General features: G+C 37.4%; 22 protein-coding genes and 2 pseudogenes. 4 read left to right on the forward strand and 20 right to left on the reverse strand.

The window, feature by feature from the left end; all coding sequences use genetic code 11:
• Window positions 1-2 precede the first annotated feature (2 nt).
• Window positions 3-1,190: a glycoside hydrolase family 88 protein gene (locus HMPREF9013_RS06865; RefSeq protein ID WP_040333757.1), complete on the reverse strand. Its 1,188-nt coding sequence runs from the start codon at window positions 1,188-1,190 to the stop codon at window positions 3-5.
• A 187-nt stretch (window positions 1,191-1,377) separates the two neighbouring features.
• On the opposite strand from HMPREF9013_RS06865, the gene HMPREF9013_RS06870 reads away from it, so the two are divergent.
• The 4 genes from HMPREF9013_RS06870 to HMPREF9013_RS06885 are packed head-to-tail and all read left to right on the forward strand — an operon-like array spanning window position 1,378 to window position 4,843.
• Complete coding sequence (locus HMPREF9013_RS06870) at window positions 1,378-2,361, forward strand: bifunctional 4-hydroxy-2-oxoglutarate aldolase/2-dehydro-3-deoxy-phosphogluconate aldolase (protein WP_006627664.1); 984 nt, start codon at window positions 1,378-1,380, stop codon at window positions 2,359-2,361.
• Between the two features lies 1 nt (window position 2,362).
• Window positions 2,363-3,382, forward strand: a complete 1,020-nt coding sequence (locus HMPREF9013_RS06875) for a sugar kinase (RefSeq protein ID WP_006627665.1) — start codon at window positions 2,363-2,365, stop codon at window positions 3,380-3,382.
• A 13-nt stretch (window positions 3,383-3,395) separates the two neighbouring features.
• Window positions 3,396-4,199, forward strand: coding sequence for a gluconate 5-dehydrogenase (locus tag HMPREF9013_RS06880; protein ID WP_006627666.1), 804 nt, complete (start codon window positions 3,396-3,398; stop codon window positions 4,197-4,199).
• Window positions 4,200-4,210: 11 nt separating this feature from the next.
• The gene (locus HMPREF9013_RS06885) at window positions 4,211-4,843 is read left to right on the forward strand and encodes an RpiB/LacA/LacB family sugar-phosphate isomerase (RefSeq protein ID WP_006627667.1); all 633 of its coding nucleotides are present in this window, start codon (window positions 4,211-4,213) and stop codon (window positions 4,841-4,843) included.
• Between the two features lie 131 nt (window positions 4,844-4,974).
• Here HMPREF9013_RS06885 and HMPREF9013_RS06890 read toward each other — a convergent pair whose 3' ends face one another.
• The 19 genes and pseudogenes from HMPREF9013_RS06890 to nifJ all read right to left on the reverse strand — a co-directional run bounded on the left by HMPREF9013_RS06890 (window position 4,975) and on the right by nifJ (window position 25,656).
• Window positions 4,975-5,544 carry a hypothetical protein gene (locus HMPREF9013_RS06890; protein WP_006627668.1) on the reverse strand — a complete coding sequence of 190 codons (570 nt, stop codon included), beginning with the start codon at window positions 5,542-5,544 and terminating at the stop codon, window positions 4,975-4,977.
• Window positions 5,545-5,639: 95 nt separating this feature from the next.
• On the reverse strand, window positions 5,640-6,365 hold the full coding sequence (locus HMPREF9013_RS06895; RefSeq protein ID WP_006627669.1) for a type 1 glutamine amidotransferase: 726 nt from the start codon (window positions 6,363-6,365) through the stop codon (window positions 5,640-5,642).
• Window positions 6,362-7,672 (reverse strand): Mur ligase family protein, encoded by a 1,311-nt coding sequence (locus HMPREF9013_RS06900; RefSeq protein WP_006627670.1) that lies wholly within the window; start codon window positions 7,670-7,672, stop codon window positions 6,362-6,364. The genes HMPREF9013_RS06895 and HMPREF9013_RS06900 overlap by 4 nt, the downstream gene beginning before the upstream one ends.
• Window position 7,673: 1 nt before the next feature.
• A complete protein-coding gene (locus tag HMPREF9013_RS06905; protein ID WP_006627671.1) occupies window positions 7,674-8,609 on the reverse strand; it encodes a 3'-5' exoribonuclease YhaM family protein in 936 nt (311 codons plus the stop codon).
• Window positions 8,602-10,590: a RecX family transcriptional regulator gene (locus tag HMPREF9013_RS06910; RefSeq protein WP_006627672.1), complete on the reverse strand. Its 1,989-nt coding sequence runs from the start codon at window positions 10,588-10,590 to the stop codon at window positions 8,602-8,604. Before HMPREF9013_RS06910 ends, HMPREF9013_RS06905 begins: the two co-directional genes overlap by 8 nt.
• A gap of 12 nt (window positions 10,591-10,602) precedes the next feature.
• A complete protein-coding gene (locus tag HMPREF9013_RS06915; protein ID WP_006627673.1) occupies window positions 10,603-11,634 on the reverse strand; it encodes a lysylphosphatidylglycerol synthase transmembrane domain-containing protein in 1,032 nt (343 codons plus the stop codon).
• Window positions 11,635-11,791: 157 nt separating this feature from the next.
• On the reverse strand, window positions 11,792-12,118 hold the full coding sequence (locus tag HMPREF9013_RS06920; RefSeq protein WP_198002145.1) for a DUF1648 domain-containing protein: 327 nt from the start codon (window positions 12,116-12,118) through the stop codon (window positions 11,792-11,794).
• 72 nt (window positions 12,119-12,190) lie between these two features.
• Entirely contained in the window at window positions 12,191-12,409 is a 219-nt protein-coding gene (locus HMPREF9013_RS06925) for a hypothetical protein (RefSeq protein WP_156780661.1), read from the reverse strand.
• A gap of 229 nt (window positions 12,410-12,638) precedes the next feature.
• Window positions 12,639-13,643 (reverse strand): glycosyltransferase family 4 protein, encoded by a 1,005-nt coding sequence (locus tag HMPREF9013_RS06930; protein ID WP_006627676.1) that lies wholly within the window; start codon window positions 13,641-13,643, stop codon window positions 12,639-12,641.
• Entirely contained in the window at window positions 13,640-14,263 is a 624-nt protein-coding gene (locus tag HMPREF9013_RS06935; RefSeq protein ID WP_006627677.1) for a V-type ATP synthase subunit D, read from the reverse strand. The genes HMPREF9013_RS06930 and HMPREF9013_RS06935 overlap by 4 nt, the downstream gene beginning before the upstream one ends.
• Complete coding sequence (locus HMPREF9013_RS06940) at window positions 14,263-15,678, reverse strand: V-type ATP synthase subunit B (RefSeq protein ID WP_006627678.1); 1,416 nt, start codon at window positions 15,676-15,678, stop codon at window positions 14,263-14,265. Before HMPREF9013_RS06940 ends, HMPREF9013_RS06935 begins: the two co-directional genes overlap by 1 nt.
• A gap of 10 nt (window positions 15,679-15,688) precedes the next feature.
• Complete coding sequence (locus HMPREF9013_RS06945; protein WP_006627679.1) at window positions 15,689-17,437, reverse strand: V-type ATP synthase subunit A; 1,749 nt, start codon at window positions 17,435-17,437, stop codon at window positions 15,689-15,691.
• A 1-nt stretch (window position 17,438) separates the two neighbouring features.
• Complete coding sequence (locus HMPREF9013_RS06950) at window positions 17,439-18,035, reverse strand: hypothetical protein (RefSeq protein ID WP_006627680.1); 597 nt, start codon at window positions 18,033-18,035, stop codon at window positions 17,439-17,441.
• Window positions 18,036-18,042: 7 nt separating this feature from the next.
• Window positions 18,043-18,350 (reverse strand): annotated as a pseudogene (locus tag HMPREF9013_RS07720) (V-type ATP synthase subunit F).
• A 2-nt stretch (window positions 18,351-18,352) separates the two neighbouring features.
• Complete coding sequence (locus HMPREF9013_RS06960) at window positions 18,353-18,784, reverse strand: ATP synthase subunit C (RefSeq protein WP_006627683.1); 432 nt, start codon at window positions 18,782-18,784, stop codon at window positions 18,353-18,355.
• Between the two features lie 10 nt (window positions 18,785-18,794).
• Window positions 18,795-20,603, reverse strand: coding sequence for a V-type ATP synthase subunit I (locus tag HMPREF9013_RS06965; protein WP_006627684.1), 1,809 nt, complete (start codon window positions 20,601-20,603; stop codon window positions 18,795-18,797).
• An 11-nt stretch (window positions 20,604-20,614) separates the two neighbouring features.
• A pseudogene (locus HMPREF9013_RS06970) lies at window positions 20,615-21,550 on the reverse strand (V-type ATPase subunit); the annotation flags it as partial.
• 99 nt (window positions 21,551-21,649) lie between these two features.
• Window positions 21,650-21,979, reverse strand: coding sequence for a hypothetical protein (locus HMPREF9013_RS06975; protein WP_006627687.1), 330 nt, complete (start codon window positions 21,977-21,979; stop codon window positions 21,650-21,652).
• A 116-nt stretch (window positions 21,980-22,095) separates the two neighbouring features.
• Window positions 22,096-25,656, reverse strand: coding sequence for a pyruvate:ferredoxin (flavodoxin) oxidoreductase (gene nifJ, locus HMPREF9013_RS06980; protein WP_006627688.1), 3,561 nt, complete (start codon window positions 25,654-25,656; stop codon window positions 22,096-22,098).
• Window positions 25,657-25,722 lie beyond the last annotated feature (66 nt).

Here is a 25,722-nt window from a genome sequence, read left to right on the forward strand (position 1 = left end):
CCTCACCAATAGGAATTCCATTGTTTTAATTGACGATAAATGGCTTCCATATAATAGTAATCGCCCCAGATATTTCCTTCATCCACTCCTTTTCCCGAATGCCAAGAATAGACGCCATGTTCCAAAATAGCTTGACCTGGCTTTATTTCTTTGTTGGCATAATTTTGCATCAAAGATCTTAGAATAACCGCCCCAGCATGTTCATAAACTTGAGCATCCGGATCATTTTTCAAAAATGGCAACATCTCTAAAATACCGCAGACCGCAATGGCGGCAGCTGAAGAATCTTTGGACTGGTTAGAACCATCTGTGAAAATCAAATCCCAATAACACACATCGTCTTTTGGTAAACGATTTAAGAAGTAATGCAACATACCTTTGAAGTAAGGAATGTGATCCATGTTATGGGTATAGCGTACATTTAGCGGAATACCATAAATTCCCCACGCTTGCCCTCTAGCCCAAGCCGAACTATCCGAATAGCCTTGTCTGGTTGCTCCATGGGATGGACCTCCTGTTTCATAATCCATATAGAAGGTATGAAATGCAGAGGCATCTTCTCGAATGACGTATTGGCAACTTGTTTTAAAATGTAAACTCGCCACTTCTGCATATTTTGGATTTTTCGAGATATCACTTGCCCAATACAATAATGGAATATTCATCATACAATCAATGATGAAACGATAATGTTCTGGACTATCTTTAGGACCCCAAGCCTGTAAAAACTCACCCTTCTCTTGCCAGCGTTCCATCAACTTATCTGCCGCCAACAAAGCCGCTTCTTTGGCTAATTCACTACCTGTGATTTTATAGGCACTGACACAAGATAAAGAATAAAGGAATCCCAAATCATGATGATCTAACTCGATTCTCTTTTTGACTCGATTAGAGAAGCTTGCCACATTTTTCATAGCCAAGTCACGATATTTCTCATCTTTTGTATATTCGTAACACAACCACAACATCCCTGTCCAAAAGCCATCTGTCCACTCAATGTTTTCAATGATGGGATATTGACCTTGTTTCGTACAAGAGTAAGGGAATTTCTCTTTAAAATAATCCAAATTCGCTTCCACCTGTTTCACACACAAGTTCATGGCTTCTTCTAATTCATCCTTGCTAAGTAATTCAGAATGTAAGTATCTGTCTTTTTGCTGAATCGCTTCAATATGGATCGATCTAGCCATCATTCTCACCTCCTAAATAAAACCGGTTTACTAGCAAATCCTATTTTAGAAGCTCTTTATGGATTATGTCAAGCGTTTTATAACACAAATTTCACATAATCGAATAAATTAAACCGGTTTAGTTTGTCTTATTGACAAAACCGGTTTACTAAACTACAATAACTTTGCATGAAAAAGGAGGAATACAATGAACGATTTATATGATAGAATCTCACAAATCGGTATTGTCCCTGTGGTCAAGATCTTGGAAGCTGAAGATGCCCTTCCCCTAGCGAAAGCTTTATACAATGGTGGCATTGATGTAGCGGAAGTGACCTTCCGTAGTGAGCATGCAGTCAATGCCATCCAACAAATTCATTCTGAATTACCGGATATGTTACTGGGAGCCGGAACTGTTTTAACAATTGAACAAGCCAAACAAGCCAAACAGGCTGGGGCTTCTTTTATTGTGACGCCAGGGTTGAACCCAAATATTGTGAAGTGGTGCTTGGAAAATGAAATTCCTGTTTTACCCGGAGTTTCCACAGCCAGTGAAATAGAACAAGCTTTATCTTTGGGTTTGAAAACTTTAAAGTTCTTTCCGGCTGAAAGTAGCGGTGGGGCTAAAAAGTTAAAAGATTTCAGTGGCCCTTACCAAGATGTTCAATTTTTACCAACTGGTGGCATTAATGTTTCTAACATGCACGATTATTTACAACTGCCGAATGTTATCGCTATTGGCGGTAGTTTCATGTTGCCAAATGATGTGGTACAAGCTAAAGATTGGGAAAATATCCAAGCTTTGTCTGGAAAAGCCATTAAATCTTTATTAGATTATCAACTCATTCATGTTGGTATCAATTGTGATAGTCCAGACGAATCTGAAAAAGTGTGTAAACTACTTTGTCAGTTATTTCACTTCACTTACTACAAGAAACCAAAATCCAATTTTGCTGGCGTTGGTTTTGAAGTCTTACATAGTCATGGCCGTGGTCAAAATGGTCACATTGGAATCTATACCCCTTACCCGGAAAGAGCTTTATATCAACTAAAGAAAATGGGAATTCATGTTGTAGAAGAAAGTATCACACGTAATAAAAAGAGTCATCTGATTAATTTTGCGTATTTAGATTTAGAAATAGCCGGATTTGGAGTTCACCTCATTAACCCGGATCTAAAAATGGAGGTATAAGATGAAAATCATCACATTTGGTGAAATTATGTTACGGTTAGCCCCTCATGGCTACTATCGTTTTGGACAAAGTAATGATTTTGAAGCTACATTTGGAGGATGTGCTGCTAATGTGGCAGTCAGCTTGGCCAATTTTCATGAAGAAGTAGCCTACGTCACAAAATTACCAACACATGATATTGGACAATGGGCCGTCAATGAATTAAGAAGATTTGGTGTCGATACATCTCTGATTGTAAGAGGTGGCGAACGAGTCGGTATTTATTACTTGGAAAAAGGAGCCAGTCAAAGAGCCAGTCAAGTTATTTACGATCGAGATTACTCCTCCTTTGCACAAGCAAAGTCGGAAGATTTTGATTGGAAAGAAATCTTTAAAGAAGCTGATTGGTTTCATTTTACCGGTATTACCCCGGCTTTAAATCCAACGATTGCTGCCATCACTTTAGAAGCTTGTAAAAAAGCGAAAGAATTCGGGTTAACCATCTCTTGTGATTTAAATTTCCGTAAGAAATTATGGACTAGCGAACAAGCCAAAGAAACAATGTCTAAAATTGTTCCTTATGTCGATGTTTGCATTGCTAATGAAGAAGATGCCGATAAAGTCTTTGGTATCCAAGCAAGTGCTACGAATGTATTAACTGGTGAATTATCCCAAGAAGGTTATCAAGAGGTCGCTCAAAAGCTTCAAGAAACCTTTGGCTGTAAAACTGTTGCGATCACTTTAAGAAAGAGTTTATCTGCCAGCGAAAATTTATGGTCAGCTATGTTATATGAAAACGGTAAAGCCTATTTCTCTAAGGAATATCACATGCACATTGTAGATCGAGTTGGTGGAGGAGATTCTTTTGGAGCCGGATTGATTTATGCTTGTCGTCACTTCAGTAATCCGAAAGAACGTATTGAATTTGCGGTTGCTGCAAGTTGCTTAAAGCATAGTATTGAAGGTGATTTCAATCGTGTGAAAATTAATGAAGTCTTGACTTTAGCCCAAGGGGATGGTTCAGGACGTGTACAAAGATAAAAGGAGAAACGATATGTTTGAAATGAATTCATTTTCTTTGAAAGGAAAAATTGCCTTTATTACAGGGGCTAGTTATGGAATCGGTTTTGCGATTGCCACTTCTTTCGCAAAAGCAGGAGCAACGATTGTTTTTAATGATATTAAACAAGAATTGGTAGATAGAGGCTTAGCCTCCTATCAAGAGTTAGGAATTAAGGCTCATGGTTATGTTTGCGATGTGACCGATGAAGAAGCGGTCTTAGCTTTAGTTCAAAAAATTGAAAAAGAAGTTGGTATCATTGATATTCTTGTCAATAATGCGGGTATTATCAAACGTATTCCAATGGTAGAGATGTCTGCCAAAGATTTTCGTCAAGTCATTGATGTGGATTTGAATGCTCCATTTATTGTTTCTAAAGCTGTTATCCCTTCTATGATTAAAAAAGGTCATGGTAAGATTATTAATATTTGTTCCATGATGTCAGAATTAGGCCGTGAAACAGTAAGTGCATATGCGGCAGCTAAAGGTGGCTTAAAGATGTTGACTCGCAATATCTGCTCTGAATATGGTAAATATAATATTCAATGCAATGGTATTGGTCCAGGCTATATCGCAACCCCTCAAACGGCTCCTCTTCGTGAAAGACAAGCCGATGGTAGTCGTCATCCATTTGATAGCTTTATCGTGGCTAAAACTCCTGCTGAAAGATGGGGAGATCCGGAAGACTTAATGGGACCGGCTGTTTTCTTGGCATCCGATGCTAGTAACTTTGTGAATGGTCATATCTTGTACGTGGATGGAGGTATCTTAGCCTACATCGGTCGTCAACCAGAATAAGGAGGAATTATATGAAAATCGCATTAATCAATGAAAATTCGCAAGCGGCTAAAAATGCTATTGTTTACGCTGCTTTAAAAGAAGAAGCGGATAAAAAAGGCCATATTGTTTATAACTATGGTATGTATTCCGCTGAAGATGATGTTCAATTAACCTATGTTAAAAATGGGCTATTAGCTTCCATTTTATTAACCACTAAGGCTGTTGATTTCGTTGTAACCGGTTGTGGCACAGGGCAAGGAGCTATGTTAGCTTGTAACTCTTTTCCAAATGTTCTCTGTGGTCATGTAACCGATCCATTAGATGCCTTCCTATTTGGTCAGGTAAATGATGGAAACTGTATCGCTATGCCATTTGCTCAAAACTTTGGTTGGGGTGGTGAAGTCAATCTTCGCTATACCTTTGAAAAACTATTCTCCGAAGAATTTGGTGGTGGTTTTCCAAAAGAACGCCGTGAACCAGAACAACGCAATAAAAAGATTTTAGATGGAGTTAAGGAAATTACCTATCGTCCATTGATTGATATTCTGAAAGAAATCGACCGTGATTTTTTAAAGGAAACCATCTCAGGCAAACATTTTAAGGAATATTTCTACCCAAATTGCCAAGATGAAGAAATTGCCAATTTCTTGAAATCCTTATAAAAATAAAGTAAATGAAAGCGTTAAAAAAAGCGATGAACAAATAGATTGTTTATCGCTTTTTTACATTACTTCTATCAATTCAATTCCAAAAGATACGATGCCTCATTCGATGAATGTGATTCCAAATTGCTCTAAAGTTCGACAAAGGACTGTTTTATTTCAGACAGTTCTTGTACCTTTCGTTCCAATACCACCGGATTCATTCCATTTTTAACTGCAATTTCATAATACTTATCAAATTCGGGATGATTATTTTGTTTCACAACTGCTAAAAGTTCTGCAAAATATCCCCAGCTATTATTGTAGCTTTTGGTTGAAGTATAATCCTCTCTTTTCGGCATCCATTGCAGTTTTACAAAGAATTTGTAAAGTATCTTACTCCACGTTTCCACCTCATCGTCATAACAAAAAAACTTGGTCTCAAACAAACTGCCAAAACGCCTATCCCAAAATTTTACATTGTCAGGCAAATACCAAGTGTTACGGGTATCGTGACATATCAATTCGATTGCAATTCTTTCAAGTATAACAGCCGGGTCACCGCCAGCACAATCATAACTTCCAGCAACCATACTTTGTGAAGCTTCTTCTCTTAATTCCTCATAGGCTGTGCTACTATCAAGCAACACCAAAGCAATTTTTGCACGATGACCAAAAGCTTTCCCCGCACTCAATATCTTATATTTTTCAATCTGGTTCATAATTCCTCCCTTCAGCAAACAGGTTCTATCGTTTTGCCAAACAGCATGATTCAAGCTCGCAAAATTTCCCTTCGTAAAAATAGGTAGGATGACTGTCATTTCAATCGCTTTAGCATGATTTCTCTTGCCTTATTTTCCCATTCATCTTCAAGCGGCTTCAATGCCATCGTCATTCCTTTTCTTTTTAACGCTTTTTGTAAAATAAAGTCGGCCACTTTCGGATTTTTTGGTAACAAAGGACCATGCATATAAGTCGCAATCACTTGTTCATTCATAAAGCCTTCAAAAGCACTTTTATATTCATTCCCATGGCCACTCAACACACGACCAAATGGTGTATCCACCTGCTTGGTTTGACCACCATGATTTTCAAAGCCAACCACTTGAACCACCTCATTATCCAGTCTTGTTTCAATAGCAATATTACCAATACAACGATGACTTCGATCACTAGCGATTGTGTAATAAGGGAAAAAACCTAAGCCTTCGACAACTTGACCATCTTGATCCTTGTAGTATTGACCAAAGAGTTGGTATCCCCCACATATCAACAAGAATTGACAACCTCGATGCAATAAATTTCGAATCGCTTCTTTCCGACTCAATAAATCTTGATAAATGAAATTTTGTTCCCTATCCGCTCCACCACCCATGAAGAAAATATCGACATCTTCCATTTCAATGGTTTGATCCAAGGAACCATTCCTCACTTCCAACTCAATCCCCCTCTTAGCACAACGATACTTGAAGGTTTCCACATTTCCTTTATCCCCATACAAATCCATCAAATCGTGGTACATCCATAAAAGAACTAGTTTCATCGCACTACCTTCTTTCTAAGTAAATGGCGAGTTGAATGCAAGGCTGTATAAGTAGAAAGGACATAAGAAGGACATTCATCTTTTTCTAAAAATTCCAACGCTTCTTCTATCTTTTCTTTTACCATAACTTTTTCTTCTAAGCCCTCGTATTTTAAACGCAATGCCATATCGTATGCCCTTTTTCCGGAAGTCAAGATATGACGCACATTTCCCTTTAACAACCGTTCAAAATGGGCATCCCAAATCCAAGAAACATCGCAACCATCTTGATCGTTATCGTTTAAAATAATAACCACATTTTTTTCCTGTTCATCCTTTAAGATATACTTCAACACCTCATTAGTTCCTGTTGGATTTTTAATCAAATTGATAATACAAGGTTTGGATAATTCAAAAACTTCATTCCTTCCTTCTTTCATTTGAAATGTTTTAAAAACTTGATTCGCATGATCCACATCCAATCCTAAATCTCTCATCACCGTTAACACAGCCGCACAATTATAGATGGCATAAATGGTATTCATAAAAGAATGGAAACTTTTTCCCAAAGCTTGAAAAGTATGGCGATCGTATTGAATAGAATGAACATATACCGTTGGTTGAATTTTACCAAAATCATCCCGCTCACAATAAAAACGACCAATATGTGAATATTGATAATAATCATACACCAAACGATTTCCACAACGAGGACAAAATTTTCCTTCACTCGCTTCATCTGTTGTATTTTGTGACACAGCGTTTTCACAAACCGAATAAAATTGAACCCTAGCTTGTTTCGCCTGATCAGCCAAACGAACCACATTAGGATCATCACCATTTAAAATCAACGTTCCTTTAAAATCTCGAATGATTTCTTCCACACGACGAATTATCGTTTCCATTTCTCCAGCACGATCCAATTGATCACGAAAGAAATTATGAACAACCAAATGACTCGGATGAAGTGCTTTAAATTGATGATAGAGGGTCAATTCATCCACTTCAATCACACACGCATCCGCTTGAATCCGATAATGCCCATCACTATTCATCGCTAACAAAGAAGCAATCCCAACATTCAAATTATCTCCTTTGCGATTATGAACAACTTTCAGACCGGATTGATGCAAACTTTCTGCCAGCAAATTAGCTGTCGTCGTTTTTCCATTAGTACCTGTGACTAAAATGACTATTTTCGGCATTCGAAATTTGGAAATCATTTGCGGATCTAATTTCAATCCCAATGTTCCCGGAAAAGATCCCCCTCTGCCCATCTTCTGCAAAACTTTACCCACAACCTGCACCAAGCGTAATGACAACGACATCTTATTTCTCCTTTGGTTTATAGAACTGACGATTTTCCATTGAAAATTGACGACTTGTCCAAGAACCGGGTTCTATTTCTTTTAAAGCTGACTTTAAAGTATTCAAGCGAGCATCAATATTATCCACCAAAGAAAGAATTTCAGCTTCTTGAATGGCCGGTAAAACAGGTGAACCATATTCCAAGTGACCATGATGACTTAAAATCATATGATGCAATAAAATTGTTTCTTCCTCTTCTTCTAAATTCAATGCCGTAGCCACCTCTGTTAGCCAACCGTTCGCTAAAGAAATATGTCCTTCCAGCTTACCTGATAAAGTATATTCTGTTGTGATCGGTCCGGACATTTCCGCCGTTTTTCCCATATCATGAACCAAAGCTCCACTGATCAATAAATCTTTATTCAGTTGCGGATAGAGTTCACATAAAGCTAGACAAGTTTTAACCATGCTTAAGCTATGTTCTGATAAACCGCCTAAAAAAGCATGATGAATTTTAGAGGCTGCCGGATAATCAAAATATTTTTGCCCCACTTTTTGAAACATACCAATTACTAATTTTCTTAAAATACTTGAATCAATTTGATCAATATAAGATTTGACTTCCTTTTTTCTTTCCTCTTCAGAAATGATGGAAGAAAGCACAAAATCTTCCAAAGCAATTGATTCACTTGGTTGCTCAGCTTGCAAAATACGTCCTTGAAGTTGTCCCTTATAATCTAAGACATCAAAAGTAAACTGAATTAATTTTCCATTTTGAATCAGCTTCATATCTTCCGGACTGACATCCCACATTTTACATTCTAAACTGCCGGAACTATCAGCAAGAGTCAAAGATAAATAAGGTGCCCCTTTATTGGTCATTCCATTCTTCACTTCTTTAACCAGTAACGGTAACTGATATCTTTCTCCCACTATATATTCACTAATCTTAGGCATCATCATCCTCCATGTCATTCATGACTGTATAAATATCTTCGTGACTATAACCTTGACTTAGGCAATAGCGATAAATTCGATTACGTAAATCGGATCCTTGACTCTTAAAAGCGTATCGTTTCTTGGCTTGATTGGCACATTTACGCAAATGTTCCAACTCCTTCGCATCCACTTTACTAAAATCCAATTGATTTAAAACACCATCAATCACTTCATTTGTATAGCCCCTTTGATGAAGTCTCATACGGATGGAATCCTTTGTCTTCCTTACAGAATATGACGATGATTTCAGGACTTTTTTAGCGTATTCCAACGCAAAATTTTCTTCCTGTTCTTCTTTTTGCGATAAAACTTTTTGAATGAGATACTCTGAAATTCCCTTTTTAGCCAAACGACGACGAACCTCATTTTCTCCAAGCAAAGACGCAAACAAAGAATGAAGGTGTTCTCTGGCGTATCGTTCATCATTTAAATAGCCCTTTTCTTTTAAGGATTGAATGATGATTCGAACGCTCTCCAAAGAACAAGAAGTATTCTGAGTTAACCAGTCTACAATCTCTTTTTGGCTTCGATCTTTGATGGCTAATTTTCTCAAACAAGCTTGATAGGCCGCTGTTTGGACTTCTTTTGTTTTTAAAATGTCATAGACATATCGACCAAAAAAACCATGGGCTCTTAAGCCATACTCATAATAATCATCTACTGATACTTTTAGACGCAATTCCTCTTGATCGCTCGTTCTTAAATACAACTCCACAATCGAATCCTTGGTTCGCATACGTAATATTTCATATTGAATTCGATTTGAATCAATGGCTCGACTATAGACATCCAAGACCTTTGTATAAAAGGTTTCTGCATCAAACGGTTTTGACACTTCCACGCAACGTTTTCGATATTGCTCGTATTGGTTTAAATCCATTTTCTCAAACTCTAAAATAGAAGTAGCCAAACTTTCTTCATCCGCAAAGAACCACCCTGTTGCACCGGGAATCAGTAAATGATCTAAAACTTCATCTTTTCTAGCAAATAAAGGTAATCCTGAAGATAGAGCTTCAATAAATGTCATTCCTTGTGTTTCTGATAAAGAAGCTGACACAAACGCTTCACTACTGCGATATAAATCCGGAACTATTTCGCGTGAAATAGGCCCCGTTATAATAACGTCTTTTTCCAGTCCTTGCTTCGCAACTAGTTTTTGAAGACTTTCTAAATCAGGCCCACCACCAACAATCACCAACTGACTTTTCGCTCCTTTTTTAAGAGCTGTTTGATATCCAGCAATCACCAAATCTAAAGACTTTTCCTTTGCTAAACGTCCCACATAAATAATAATAGAACGGTCTAAAGATAATCCATATTTTCGACGGGTTTCCTGTTTTTGTTCTTGGCTAAACTCCTCGGGATTAAAACGATCTAAAGAAAGCCCCGTTGGAATAACCGTTAATTTTCTCTGGATTTCATACTTCTCCAACATTTCTTTGGTTTTAATGGAAGGGGTAATCACTTCTTGTGAACTTTCCCCATATAGTTTTGACAATTTAGCAACCGCCATTTTGCCAACTTCATCCACTGCTTTCGAATTAAGCAAGTTCACATAATGGGTATAATCTTCATAAGTCGTATGATAAGTTGATACCAAAGGAATATTCAAATGTTTGGCACAAATACGAGCAAAAATACCCACTCCAAATTCTGTTTGAGCATGAATGATTTGTAAATTTAAAGAACGAATCACTTCTAAAGCTTGCGAATGAAAAGGAGAAGTCATTACATAACCGTATAAAAATTTTAACTGAATCCCATTCAGACGCAATACGTCGTGGCTTTCATTCCATTCCATACTTTCTTTTCCACGATAGGTTGTAACCACGTAAACCTCATGACCATGTCTTTTGAGTTCTTGAAAAAGGATATAGGTTGAATTCGCTACCCCATTAATTTCCGGTACAAAAGTATCTGAAAATAACCCAATTTTCATGAAAGTCCCCTCCTATTCGGTTTTCATTTTCACAATAAAAAACACCATTGCTCCAATGATTAAAGTTAAATAAAAAGTTGATAAACGCCATAAAATCATAATTGATGTGGCTTGCGCTGAAGTGAAAATAGTGGAAAACATCAATACAAAGGTTGCTTCTGTTCCCCCACTACTTCCAGGCATAGGTAAAAATGCATTCACCATGGCCACAAAAGAACTCAAAGCTATCATATCTAAAATAGTTTTCATAGTGAATGGAATATGTAAGGCCCAAGCACAAAGAACAGGAACAGAATAAATAATTAAAAAGCGCATAAGATTAATACTGACTAATTGATACACCAAACGATGATTTTGATGAAGCGTCGTGATTTCCTGAGCCAAATTCTCTAAAGTCTTATCTAAACGACTCAAAGAAGTTTTGACATCCTTTACCAGATGCAATTTAGCTCCTATATAGATTCCTTTAGTTGTGAGCCATGTATAAAACTTTTTAGATTTCGCCAACAAAATCAAGAACATAATAATCCCCAAGGCAATCGCAAATCCGCCTAAAACAATCGCAAAAAAAGAAGAATAAGTGCGATAAAAATAACCAAAACGCATGAGTAATAAAGCCAAGACAACGGCAATCATGGTTCCCTGATAAACAATAAAATCAAGCCAAAGGACACCAACAGCCCTGGAAACAGAAACACCTTGTTTACGGAAAACATAAAGTTGAGCCACCTGTCCACCTGAAGCTCCTGGTGTAATGTTATTGAAAAGACCCGCTATATAAGCATTCACAAAACCTTCTTTAAAATGATAGTTTTTGTAATTAGCTTGTACTTCTAAAGCCAAGCCCTTCCCTAACAGTGCCTTTTCTAACACCAATAAAACCACTAATAACCATAAAATCCAAGGATTAGCGGCTTTTAAATGATTAATCACATCTTGGTAATGATCTTTTAAAGTCATATAAAACACAAAACCCGTCAGCGCAAAAACTAAAAAAATATTAAATACCGTATTTTTAAACAGCTTTTTCAGAAATTTTAGCATACGTTCATTATACTATCCTTTCCTTATTTTGAACATTTCACGTGTTGGTCTATATCCAAAAAACAACCTGCTATAAATAATGATTTCAACCATGTTTCTTTCTCCAGAAAAAAAGCGATATCGCATTCTATCGCCCGTATCTTGATCATTATGATTGTTACTTGTTAAATAATAAAGTGACAATCAATAATAAAATTCCAATCATTGAAACTATTAAATAATTCTTTTTTTCTTGAAAAAAATAGTAGCCCAATCCACCACCGATTGAAAATAAGATAGGTAATCCAACAGCCAATATTTTAGGATATGTATTAGATGGATTCCCTGAAAAATCTATCTGCACTGTCACCACTTCCGGCAAGACAATATAACTATAGATACCCAAGACAACTGATATGATCACAATCACTCCTACTATCACTTTTTTCTTCATCTCCATCATTGATACCTGCCTTTCAACCATTTCATACAATACCCAAGCCATCTCCACTATCATTTTTATCCCATGATCTTATTTTTTTAAACTGAAACATGATTTTATATTTTCACGACTCCATCACATCGTATCGTTCCACACCTCTATCTCATCCATCCACGATAAAGGATCCTGTCCGCGCTTCCGTTTACCTTTTTCACGAACTTCATACTGCATAGTTTCCGAAAACAAACAACCCTTGATCTGAATCGTTAACTGTAGATACCCTTCTTTATTAAGATCTAATTTTATATGAATATTCTTATACTTTCTACCAAGTGCCTCATATATCTTCACCACATCATTTATTTTATGAGTTGAACAGAAACTCCCTCTTCACATAAGGGACAATCTCTTTTTTCACCTCTTCTTTGTTCGCTCTTTGTTGCTTCATTTTTTCTACCCTATAGCCTCTTCTTCATTTTAGTATCATTTTTTACTCTTATCCAGTTCATTTCTAATCCAAATTCATCATCATATTCCAACAAAAAACAATATCACTGGCAAAAATATGCGTGATATTGTTATCTTACTGCTTCCATACGGATTCATAGACTTCTTTTAATTGTTCACCGATTTTTTCGATTTGCCTTTCTTTAGCCACCAAATAACCTTGTTCTGAAAGATCAGGCAATTGATGTTCTACAATACCTTGAAGCTTTTCTATAAACTCTCCATTATCTTTCGCTAAATACGCATTTTGACCATCCTTCAGCCAAGGATGATAACAACCAATATCTCTTAAAAGAACTGATTGTTTTGAAGCCAACGCCTCTAGCACTACAATGCCTTCCGTTTCTTCATAACTAGGAAAGAAAAAACAATCCGCATCATGATACGCTCCTTCAATCAACGCTCCTTTCACATAACCGGGAAAAAGACAATTCTTAGGAGCCTCTTGAATAGCTAAAGTAATTTCCGGTGGAATAATCAGCTTAGAAATATCACCAAACCAAATGAAGGTATATTCCGGCAATCGTTTCGCCACTTCAATAAAATCAAGAATACCCTTTCGCTTAAACAACAATCCCACTCCCATGACTACTTTTTGATTGGGTTGTATATAAAAATAATCACGATATAATTGGATCTTTTGTTTATCATAAGCATAGCGATTTAAATCAATCCCATTAGAAATCGCATAAATTTTTTGTGTTAATCCATACCCTTCCAACAAAGATTTCGAATAAGGAGTGGGCGTAATAATGGCATCAGCCTGTTTGTACAAATCCACCAAACGAATCTTCACAAATGGGGCAATCATATTGGAAAAAGTAAACGAATTACGGAAATCTTCCATCGTACTATGGGCATGATAGATGACTTTCTTTCCTCTTTTTTTAGCATGATGAATGATCGCATCTGAATTCATTCCCCAAGTATTAATATGTAAAATATCATAGTCATCTGCCCAAGGATCAGTGGTATACTCCACTCCTTGTGAACTAAGAGCTTTCATTTGATGCTGAAGAGCCCGACCAATTCCGGACTTTGCCAAAGCATCTTGCCCTTCAAAGTATAGTAAAACTTTCATAAAACTTGTTTTTCCTTTTGTGCTTTAATCACCTTCAAGCGAGAAAATTCTTCTCTTTCCTTTTCTTCCAAAGAGGCGGAAATGCGTTGAATTTGTGAAGATAAACGAGGAAGAACGACATTTTTTAAAGCGTTCGCCCTTTTTTGAGTTTGAGCAATCGAAGAAGCCAAACGATAGACCGCATTATCTACCTCTGCTAAGGTATAACTTAATTCTTTGATTTTTTGAAACTGTAAATACGCTTCATCAATACGCGAAGAAGTATTTTGAAGACCATAAGGAATTTCCCGGTTTTCTTTTGGAGTGTATAGAACATTTGGGATTTCAACACCCATGACAGAACGATACGTTAGTTCCACATCCTCTTCTAACGTTACTTGTTCTGCAATCGACTGAATGATTCCTGAAGACATATTGGCTTGTTGAAGAAGATAATATCCAAGATGATAGGCTTCTGTGATTTCCTTACGAAGTACCTTGACCTTTTCTACCATCTCCATCATTTCCTTGATTAAAATATTTCGCTTGCGATCCATCAAATCATACCCGTTTTTCGCTAAATCATACGAATGTTTTAAACGAAGTAGGTTTCCTTTTGTCATCGGGATCTGAGTAGGCATTACACCACTCCCTTTCTCGCCAGATCAATCACATTTTGAGCTCTTTGCGGATGATAATATTCCTTGATTAAATCATCATCCAACCGATCTAAAGCTTCTTTTGGAAGGATGGCTAATAAAGCCCAAGCCAAATCTAAAGTTTCAATGATCGATCGATCATCCCCTTTTTGACCAATAAAGACCTCTTCTACCTGACGACCAAATTTCATATATAGCTGATCTGTTTCGGATAATTCATCTTCTCCAATGACCGAAGCTAAAGAACGAGCTTCTTGTACTTTTGAATACGAAGCGAATAATTGGTTGGCGACAGATTGATGATCTTTACGAGTATATCCTTCGCCAATACCATCCTTCATCAAACGAGATAAAGAAGAAAGAATCCCGATAGGAGGTTGAATACCATTCATGAATAAGTCGCGATCCAAAACAATCTGTCCTTCTGTGATATATCCCGTTAAGTCCGGAACCGGGTGAGTAATATCATCATTTGGCATTGTTAGAATCGGAATCTGTGTCACGGAACCTTTTCCTCCTTGAATGATACCGGCTCTTTCATAAAGTGAAGCCAAATCAGAATATAAATAGCCGGGATATCCTTTACGAGAAGGAATTTCTCCTAAAGTACTAGAAAACTCGCGGACAGCTTCACAATAAGACGTCATATCTGTCAAAATAACCAATACATTTTGATGCTCTTCAAAGGCTAAATATTCAGCAGCGGTTAAAGCTACACGCGGTGTCATCATTCTTTCTAAAATCGGATCATCAGCCAAATTTAAATACATGCAGACTTTTTCCATGACCCCTGTTTCTTCAAAAGCTTTTTGAAAAATGTCCGCCACATCTTTTTTAACTCCCATCGCTCCAAATACAATACAAAATTTATCCGCATCTTCCCCTGTTAAATGAGCTTGGCGAACAATTTGAATCGCTAATTGATCATGAGGTAATCCAAAACCGGAAAAAATAGGCAACTTTTGACCTCGAATCAACGTATTTAAACCATCAATAGCCGAGATGCCGGTATTGATATAATGACGAGGATATTGACGTGAAATCGGATTTAAAGGTCTACCGTTCACATCTTCATAGTTTTTTACAAAGACCGGTCCTAAATCATCTATCGGTTCTCCTAATCCGTTAAAAATACGTCCTAAAATTTCTTTTGAAACCCCTAACTCCATGGGATGACCCAAGAATTTCGTTTTAGTATCCGTCTTTGAAAATTCATCCGTTCCTTCAAAAACTTGAATAATGGCTTTATCACCTTGAATTTGAACCACACGACCAGAGCGACGACGACCATCCTTCAGTTGAATCTGAACCATTTCTTCATTGGATACTCCTTCACAATGATCTAAAGCGACTAGAGAACCTTGAATTTGAGATAATCCTAATTTTCGAATACTCATGGTATTCCTCCTATCGTATCGTTGCTAGTGCAGCATGAATCTTATCTTTAAAATCATCCAGCACTTCCAAGTGGTCATTTAAAACTGTATATTTTATTTTGATGACTTCCTCAAAAATACCTGTCTTCAAAATCAAAGACATAGGAATATGTTTCTTCACTAAAGGAAGACATGCCTGATTCAAATCATGAATCACTTGTAACATCTTCAATTGTTTTTCCATCGGGACATAAGTATCTTCTTTGTGGAAAGAATTTTGTTGCAGATAACCAACGCGAACCACCCGAGCCATTTCTAACAATAACTTCTGATCATCCGGTAAAACATCCGCTCCAATCAAACGCACAATTTCCATCAATCTACCTTCTTCGTGTAAAATTTGTTGTATTTCTTCTCTTAAATCTAAGAAATCACGAGATACTTCATGATTGTAATACGGCGTTAACTCTCCTATATAATCGGAGTAAGAATCACTCCAATTGACTGCCGGATAGTGACGAGCATACGCTAAATTTTTATCTAAAGCCCAAAAACAGCGAACAAAGCGACGAGTATTTTGGGTCACAGGTTCTGAAAAATCAGCCCCTTGAGGAGACACAGCTCCGATCAAAGAAACCGATCCTTTTTGACCATTTAACGTTTCTACCATACCGGCTCTTTCATAAAATTGTGCAATTCGACTTGGAAGATAAGACGGAAATCCTTCTTCCGCCGGCATTTCTTCTAAACGTCCGGAAATTTCCCGCAAAGCCTCTGCCCAACGGGAGGTGCTGTCTGCCATTAAAGCCACATGATAGCCCATATCACGATAATATTCAGCAATCGTTACCCCTGTATAAATAGAAGCTTCCCGAGCCGCCACCGGCATATTTGATGTATTGGCGATCAAACAGGTCCGATCTAATAAAGGTTGATTGCTCTTAGGGTCTACCAATTGTGAAAATTCTTCTAAAACTTGTGTCATTTCATTCCCACGTTCACCACAACCGACATAAATAATAATATCCGCATCACACCACTTAGCAATCTGATGTTGCATCATCGTCTTACCAGCTCCAAAACCACCCGGAATCGCAGCTGAACCACCTTTAGCTAATGGAAATAAAGTATCAATAACACGTTGACCTGTGATCAAAGGAACTTGAATTCTCTGTCTTTTCCTGATCGGACGGGGAGTACGAATCGGCCATTGCTGTGTTAAGGTAAACGGAATGATTTTTTCATTTTTATCCAATTTTACCTCGATAATAGTGTCCTTAACCGTATACAATCCATTTTCTTGCACACAAACCACCGTTCCACTCATTCCTATAGGCACTAAAGAACGATGTTCAATCAAAGAAGTCTCAGGACATCTAGCAAAAACATCTCCTTCATTCACATGTTCTCCTACATGAACTTCTATAGAAACATCCCATTTTTTCTCCTCATTCAAGGCAGGAATCGGATCCCCCGCTACAATGAAAGAACCCTGTTGTGCTTGAATAGCCATCAAAGGACGCTCAATACCATCAAAGATATTTCCTAAAATACCTGGTCCCAATGTCACATTTAATAAACTGCCCATACCAACGACCGGATCTCCCTTACGAAGACCAACTGTGGATTCATAAACCTGAATCATTGTCTTGGTTACATCAATACGAATGACTTCTCCTAATAAACCTTCTTTTCCAACACGAACGACTTCCTTCATACTAAAAGAGTGTGTTTCCAAGACCGAAATAACCGACCCGTTGATAGAATAAATTTCAGCCATATTATTCACCTCTTTCTAAAATAAAGCCCGAATGTCCATGAAACCACTCCAAACTTTCTTCTAAACGTTCCGCTAATGCACAAGTAAATTCCAATCCTTGTTCAATATCAATGTAACGAAAACCTCCAAACTGAAAGTATTGTGTATACACTTCATGGTTCATTCCTCTCTTTGCTAAAAGGGATAAAAACAATGCTTTATCTTCTTCTCGAACACAGAAATACCCACTTTCTAAAATAGGAGCCTTTTTTAAATTTTGAACTAAATAATCCTGATATCGTTCACTTTTTACAAAAGCATGAATTCTTTCCTTAACTTCCTCTACCATTTCTGAAATGTATTCAGCACGCATGTTCAATAAACGTCGCATATACTCAAACTTTACTTGTGATTTTTGATTGGCGACAGAAACTCGAAGATCATTTAATTCTTTTTCCAAATAATGTTCTGTTTCATGTTTTAAACTTTGTTCATAAAGTGATAAGGTATCATCGTGCATCTGATGAATTTCATTTCTTAATGTATCTAAAACCATTTGGGATTCTGATTTCACACCCTGTTCAATCGCATTCAAGATTTTCTTTTCGTAATCTTCCATATCCCTCCTATAATTTCAAGCCAATAGCCGAACTAATATATCCGTCGATTCTCTCACTGATTTTTGCGGATCCATGACGATCTGAAATTTCCACAATCAAAGGTTGTTTCAAATCCATCTTCCATTTAGCAACCACATCCGCTACTTCGTTCATAGCATGCGTTGTCATAAAGATGATGGCAATGGATGGATCTTTTGTTTTTCTTGTAATGTTTTCAAAATTTCTTCTTTTTCGTGTAATACCACGCCTTCAATACCGGCTAGTCGTAATCCTGTTTGGGTATCCACATTATCTGATATACAATAGGCTCTCATAATTAAAGTTTGTTGATAATCAAAATGGAAATCAATAAACCATAAATCGCTACCCCTTCACCAAGGGCAACAAAGATAATGGCACGACCAAAGTTATTTCCATCTTCACTTACAGCTCCAATAGCCGCTGGAGCTGCACTGGCAACCGCCCAGCCGGCACCCAAAGAAGAACCGGCCACTGCAATAGCAGCCGCAATAAAGCCTAAACCGGCATTACTATTACTAGATTGAGTGGCTTCTTGAGCAAAAGACGCAAATTGATTAGCCTGGAAAAGAACCGTTGTTAAAAAAGCACCGGCAAATATCGCCACTTGCATCAAAACTCTAGATTTCACATTCTTTTGATTCACTCCATGGCGAACAATCAGCCATAAAGGTCCAACGATTAAAATAACAGCCATAAATGGTAAAAAAATTTGATTCAACGATAACATACACTCCTCCTTATTCTGCACTCTTTTTTGTGCTATATGCTATAAATTTTGTGCCACCACCGGTGTAATAGCGAGAAAACATTTCATAATATTCCAAGCGCAAGGTTTGAATGCCTACAATTAAACCCTCCAACCCCATCACAAAGATATTACCTAATACAAATACCACCATGCCGCCTGAACCGGTCATTTTCATTAAAGTGATCACAACCAACATCATCCCGGCATGAGATAAAATAAACCCGCCTACCCGCAAATACGATAAACTATTAGTCACAAAACTCAATAAGATTTCAAACACTTCAAAGAAATTTTGAACCATATAACTAAGCCAACCCCCACTTGGTTTAAAAGAATGACCGTTCGCTACCGCTTCAAAGCGCTCTTTCATCAAGAAACAAAGCAATGGTGTATACACAAACGGAATCATCCATGAAAGTGTCATTAGACGGACATGGTATAAAACTTGAGCACCAATAGCGACTAAAATAAAACCATAGAAACTAAATCCTGCGACTCCATTTTGTGAGAAAATCGCTTCGATCCATCTCTTATGACGGACATGATTCCAAATATTCATCAACATGGTGATCAGAATTAAACTAGCCCCAATCAACACTGCCCCAATCAATAATCCCATGGTATTAGAACCATCCATCACATCCAACAGCTTTTCACGAACATTAAATATTTGTTGATGAATTGGATTGAGAACCTCTTCTAAACCAAATACGGATCCATATAAGAAACCAAAGATAGAAGAAGTCACACCAACACGAGCAATGATACCAAACAACTTTCCTTTCTTTTCAAATAAGAACCCCATCAAGGCCAACAATAAGCCCTGTCCTAAATCTCCAAACATAATGCCAAAAATCAAAGAATAGGTCACCGCCACAAATGCTGTAGGGTCAAAATCATCGTATTTTGGCAAACCATACATTTCCACAAAAAGTTCAAACGGCCTTGTAAACCAATGATTATGTAGAACCGTTGGACAAGGAATGGAAACATGAATCGGATCTTTCTCTTCCCAAGAAACTTCTTTTAACAAAGCTTTGAAATTTTGAACTTCCTTATCTTTGACAAAACCCGCCAATTCATAGCGATCCCCTTTTTTTAATACATAAGGATATAGTTTCAAGATAGAAGATTGTTTTAAGCAATAAGAATATACATCCATCATCTTCATGCGACAGTCTTGAACCCTTTTTTCCCGGTCAAAAGAAGGAATTTTGATCGGCTCAAAGAACAAGGAATGAAGGACTTTTTTCGTTCTCATTAAATAAGCATCACTGGTCACATAGATCAACCAAACGTATTGATTATTGCTATGTAATTTATGAATTGAAAAATTTTCCCCAGCGTAAAGAGAAATCTTTTTGTATGAATCTAAAGGTAACCGACCTAAACCGAAATTTAAGTACTGTGCCTCCTTAATTCTTTCAAATCCTAATGGTGCTACTTCCCTTAACGCCTTTTCATCATCCTCTGATAGTGTTTCCAGATCCCCATTGGTATCTAAACCGAATTCATGGTTTAACTCGGCGATATAAGCCTGAATTTCCTCTTCTGAATAAACTCCTGTTGGCTCTTTTTCCTGTAAGACACAACCAACCATATGCCCAATATTTTGAAACCCTTGAACATAAGAATCATAAGGATTATCCCCACTCATTAAAACACCCTCTTCATTTTCCACCAATTGACTGGCTAAAATGGGATGGATATACTGACTCTTTCCAACTATCTCTAACATCTTATTCAACTGGCCTTTTGAACAAGAAAGAGACACATATTTCATTTTTTCAATTGCCATAATACCTTCTTCTAATAAATTAACAGAGCCTTTGTTTTCTCTTGACTGATACCATAATGAACCGCTTCTATGATATCAATCAAATTTTGAATTTCAATTTCACTTAAATGAATATAAGCAAACATCAAGATATTCAGGTTTGATTCCTGATACATAAAATGCCGATTCAGTTCATATTGAATTCTCTTTGTAAAATGTTCAATATATTGAAAGTGAGTCATCCCTATGTATTTTTTATATCTGGTTTGATGAAGCTTTTCTAAAATTTGATCCGCCGTCAACTGATCCACCCATTCCATTAACTTTGTCCAAGAAATATAAGCTGTTTGCTTCATCAATAAAGGACGAATTTGTTCAGGATTTACTTGGAAATATTTCTTTAAACGATAAATCACTCGAATATTTTCCAACTCAATACCAATTCTTAGAATCTCATTCATCTTCCTTTGCGTATCTTCACTGCCAAATTGACGAATATAAGACATGGTTTCTTCATCCATTTTCTCATGTAAGCGATGTTCCAAGGTCACAAAATCTAACTCTTCAATGGGTTTTGAACCATATAACTTTAAGACTGACACATAAGCCGTTTTCTTTAGTAAAGTTAACAATTCTTCAAAATTTGACACGTTACTTAAACCCATAAAATCAAAACTGCTATATTGTGATACATACAACGGTATATGTGTAATCAAATCTTCTCGTAATACTAAATTCCCTGAAGACAAAGCCCGTATTTTCATCATAATCAATTCAATTTCCGTATTAGAAATCAAATTATGCACAAGATGTTTCCCACTTCCTTCCATATACCGAATCAGTTTATTGATACGATGAAAGATTTCTGTCCGAATCAAAACCTCCAATTGACCCCGATGAATCGCTTTCACATTGATCCCCATTAAGCAATCATGAAAAAGATCACTATTCTGCAAAAAAGAGGCGACTTCCGATTCGTTTTTTTATGTAAAAGCATCAGATAATCTTTTTCTTGAAAAGAATGTCCATACATCGATCGAACTTTTGCCATAATGGCATTGCTGGAACTATTCATGATATTCTTCCAAAGAAGTCACACGCTTACTTAGCATTTCGATCCATTCGTCTCGATGACTGGAAAACTGTTTTTCTAATTTTTCTTTATTTTTGTTAAAACGACCTTCTAACCGTTTTTTTTCATCAGCCACTTCTTTTACCATTTCCTTTTCTTTCTGTTCAATTGTCACATGAACTTTATCCCACACTTCTTTAGAGAGACGTTGTTCTTCTATGGCAATCTTGGCAAGAAGTTGATTTTTTTCCTCATGGGCAGCCGCCACTTCTTTCCTAGTTTTTTCATCTAAATCTAGAAGTTTTTTAATTTGCTCAAGATCCATATTCATCCTCCATACAACGTCTTATTATAATCCTCATCACCCTGTTTTTTCATTTTTTTCCCAATTTTCTAATTCCAAATGAAAAAGAATGTACCGAAATACACTCTTTTTGACCATTATGATGGTTCTTCATCTTGTATACGTTTCTTCATTTGAAGCTTTGTATAACGCATTTGAGCATCTGTACAAGCTTTATCAAATAGCTGATTCGCCTCTTCTTCGCCCTTGATCTTCACTAAGTTGAAATAGCGTCCTTCATTCATCAAGAAATCTTTGAACTTTTCCCACTTAGGTGTACGAGAATCAATCGTTAGCGGTTTATCCTTGCGTGGATCATAACGATACAAAACGGTATACCCACATTCCACTGCATTCTTTTGCGTCACCGGCATATTGATCAAGCCACCCTTAATTCCTTGTTCAATACATGGAGCGTAAGCAATCACAATAGAAGGTCCTTTGTAAGATTCGGCTTCCTTGAAAGCCTTAATTGTTTGGCTTTGATTAGCTCCCATCGAAACAGAAGCAACGTAAGCTGTCCCATATTCCATAAAGATCTGACCCAAATCCTTCTTCGCTAAAGCCTTACCACCAGCCGCAAACTTTGCAATGGACGCTGCTTGCGAAGATTTCGAAGATTGTCCACCTGTATTCGAGTACACCTCTGTATCTAACACCAGCACATTCACATCCAAATTATTAGCCATCACATGATCCAGTCCACCATAACCGATATCATAAGCCCATCCATCACCACCAACGATCCATACAGACTTCGATATCAAGTCATCTTCATAGCTCAATAATTCTTTAACAGCTTCTACCTTAGAACTCCTTAAATGCTCCACTAAGCTCGATTTGATTTGGCGTTGCGCTTCGCGATTATCATTCGCTGCTAAATAAGCTTCAAAATCAGCCTTCAATTCAGGTTCTACTGTATCCAAATTTTCTTCCATCAACTTCAAAATATGAGCCGACTTATATGAATTCGCAATAGCCATACCAAAACCATATTCAGCATTATCTTCAAATAAGGAGTTTGCCCATGCCGGACCATCGTTATTTTCGTCAGTAACAAATGGTGAAACAGGAGTTGCCGAGCAGTAAATCATCGAACATCCCGTTGCATTGGCAATCATCATATCCTTACCAAATAATTGAGTGGCTAAGCGATAATATCCGGCTTCTCCACAACCAGGACATGCCCCAGACACTTCAAAATAAGGCATCATCAAAGAAACACCGGCCTCCGTATTTTGATTTCCAAATTCAGGTTTATAAGTCACTTCTTTATATAAGTAATCAGCTAACGCTTGTTGCTCCCTTTGCGTATTGATATCCTTTGCACTTAAAGCATCCACCGGACATACTGTAATACAAACACCACAGCCAACACAGTTTTCCGTTGAGACTTGAATACGGAATTTCAAGCCGGCTTCTTTTGCTCCTTTATAAGCAGGTGTCGGATCCTTGTAAGTTAATTCAAGGTTATTTTCCTTCGCGATTTCATCAGCCTTAATCAATTCTTTTTCGTCCATTAATACCGAACGAATGGTAGCATGAGGACAAGCAAATCCACACTTACCACATTCAATACACTTATTCACATCCCATTCCGGAACAAAAGCACCAACGCTTCTTTTTTCCATAAAGGCTTCATTACTGCGAACGGAACCATCTAAAATATCGTGTTTTATAAAAGTCGATATAGGCATATGATTGCCATCTAAAGCATTAATACGTTGGGCCACTTCATCATAATAAGAATCACCTGTTTCTTTATATAAAGCATTAGAGTAAGGCAAGTCTACCCATGCCGGATTCACCGGAATTTCAACCAAACCATCAGCACCGGCTTCAATAGCACGAATATTTGCGGCCACAACTTCTGGTCCTTTACGAGCGTATGTCTTTTCAGCTGAATGCTTCATCAACTCAAGAGACTTATGATAAGGCATGATTTGTTCATTTAACTTAAAGAAAGCCGACTGTAAAATCGTATTGGTGTGACGACCCATACCTGTTTCTTGTGCTAACTTAGTTGCATTAATGATAAACCACTTAGCTTTCTTCTTTGCCAAAGTCGCCAGCAAACGATTTGGCATACGATTGACAATTTCTTCCGCTGAAATCATGGTATTTAATAAGAAAGTACCACCTTCCTTTAAATCACGAACCATATCAAACTTGAAGCAATACGATTCTTGTGAACAGGAAATAAATTCAGCTTTATCAATATAGTAAGGAGAATGAATCGGAGATTTACCAAAACGTAAATGTGAACGTGTGACGCCTCCTGATTTCTTAGAGTCATAAGCAAAATAAGCTTGCGAGTAAAGATCGGTATTATTCCCGATGATTTTAACGGTTGACTTATTGGCACCAACGGTACCATCCGATCCCAAACCATAGAATAAGCAAGAAGTATAATCAGCATCTACAGAAATTGGTGCTTTGGCTAAAGATAAATTCGTAACATCATCTTCAATACCAATCGTAAATTCTTCTTTTGGATGACTCTTCTTTAGCTCTTCATACACTGCATTAATATCCGATGGATTTGTGTCCTTTGAAGATAGACCATAACGACCACCAATGATAGTTAAATCCTTATGTTTACGTAAAGCTGAAACAACATCTAAGAATAATGGTTCACGAGCTCCTTGCTCCTTTGTACGATCTAATACGGCAATACTCCTAACACTAGCTGGCAGCACCTCTTCTAACATCTTAGTGGAGAACGGACGATATAAGTAAACCTTCACCAAGCCAACTTTTTCACCACGTTTCACTAATGTATTGATGGTCTCTGTAATCGTATCCGTAACCGAACCCATAGCGATGATAATTCGCTCTGCATCCTTAGCACCAACATAAACAAATGGAGCGTAAGTACGTCCTGTATAATCCGAAACTTTCTTCATATAAGAAGCAACAATTTCAGGAATTTGATCAAAGTGTGTATTTTGTGCTTCCGCTGCTTGGAAGAAAATATCATCGTTTTGTGTACCACCACGTACCACTGAATTGCCATGTGGATTCAACGCATGTTTACGGAATTCAGCTAGCTTTTCTTGATTCAGCAAAGACTTCAAAAAATCATAATCCATGACTTCAATCTTATCGATTTCATGAGAAGTACGGAAACCGTCAAAGAAATGCATCACCGGAGCACTTGCTTCAACAGCAACGGCATGGGCCACTCCAGTTAAATCCATACAATCCTGCACCGAATGAGAACACATTTGGATAATGCCCGTTTGACGAGTCGCATAAACATCAGAGTGATCACCAAAAATACTTAATGTATGCGTTGCCAACGTACGAGCCGCTACATGAATAACCCCCGGTAACATTTCCCCTTTTAATTTGTAAATATTCGGAATCATTAACAGCAATCCTTGCGAAGCTGTAAATGTAGTGGCTAAAGAACCAGCTTGTAAAGCACCATGAATAGCACCTGCCGCACCACCTTCCGATTGCATTTCAACCACTTTCACACGATCACCAAAAATATTTTGACGATTAGTCGTTGACCAAGCATCGACACTTTCCGCCATTGGTGATGATGGGGTAATGGGATAAATTCCAGCTACTTCTGTAAACGCATAGGCAGCGTGCGCTGTGGCTGTATTCCCATCCATCGCTTCGAATACTTTCTTATGTTCTGTACTCATTTTGTCCTCCTTAATATGATTTCATTATAGTCTTTCCCTTTTGAAAATAAAATTTTTTTGCCCATG

Source organism: Bulleidia extructa W1219 (genome assembly GCF_000177375.1).
GTDB classification, from domain to species: domain Bacteria; phylum Bacillota_I; class Bacilli_A; order Erysipelotrichales; family Erysipelotrichaceae; genus Bulleidia; species Bulleidia extructa.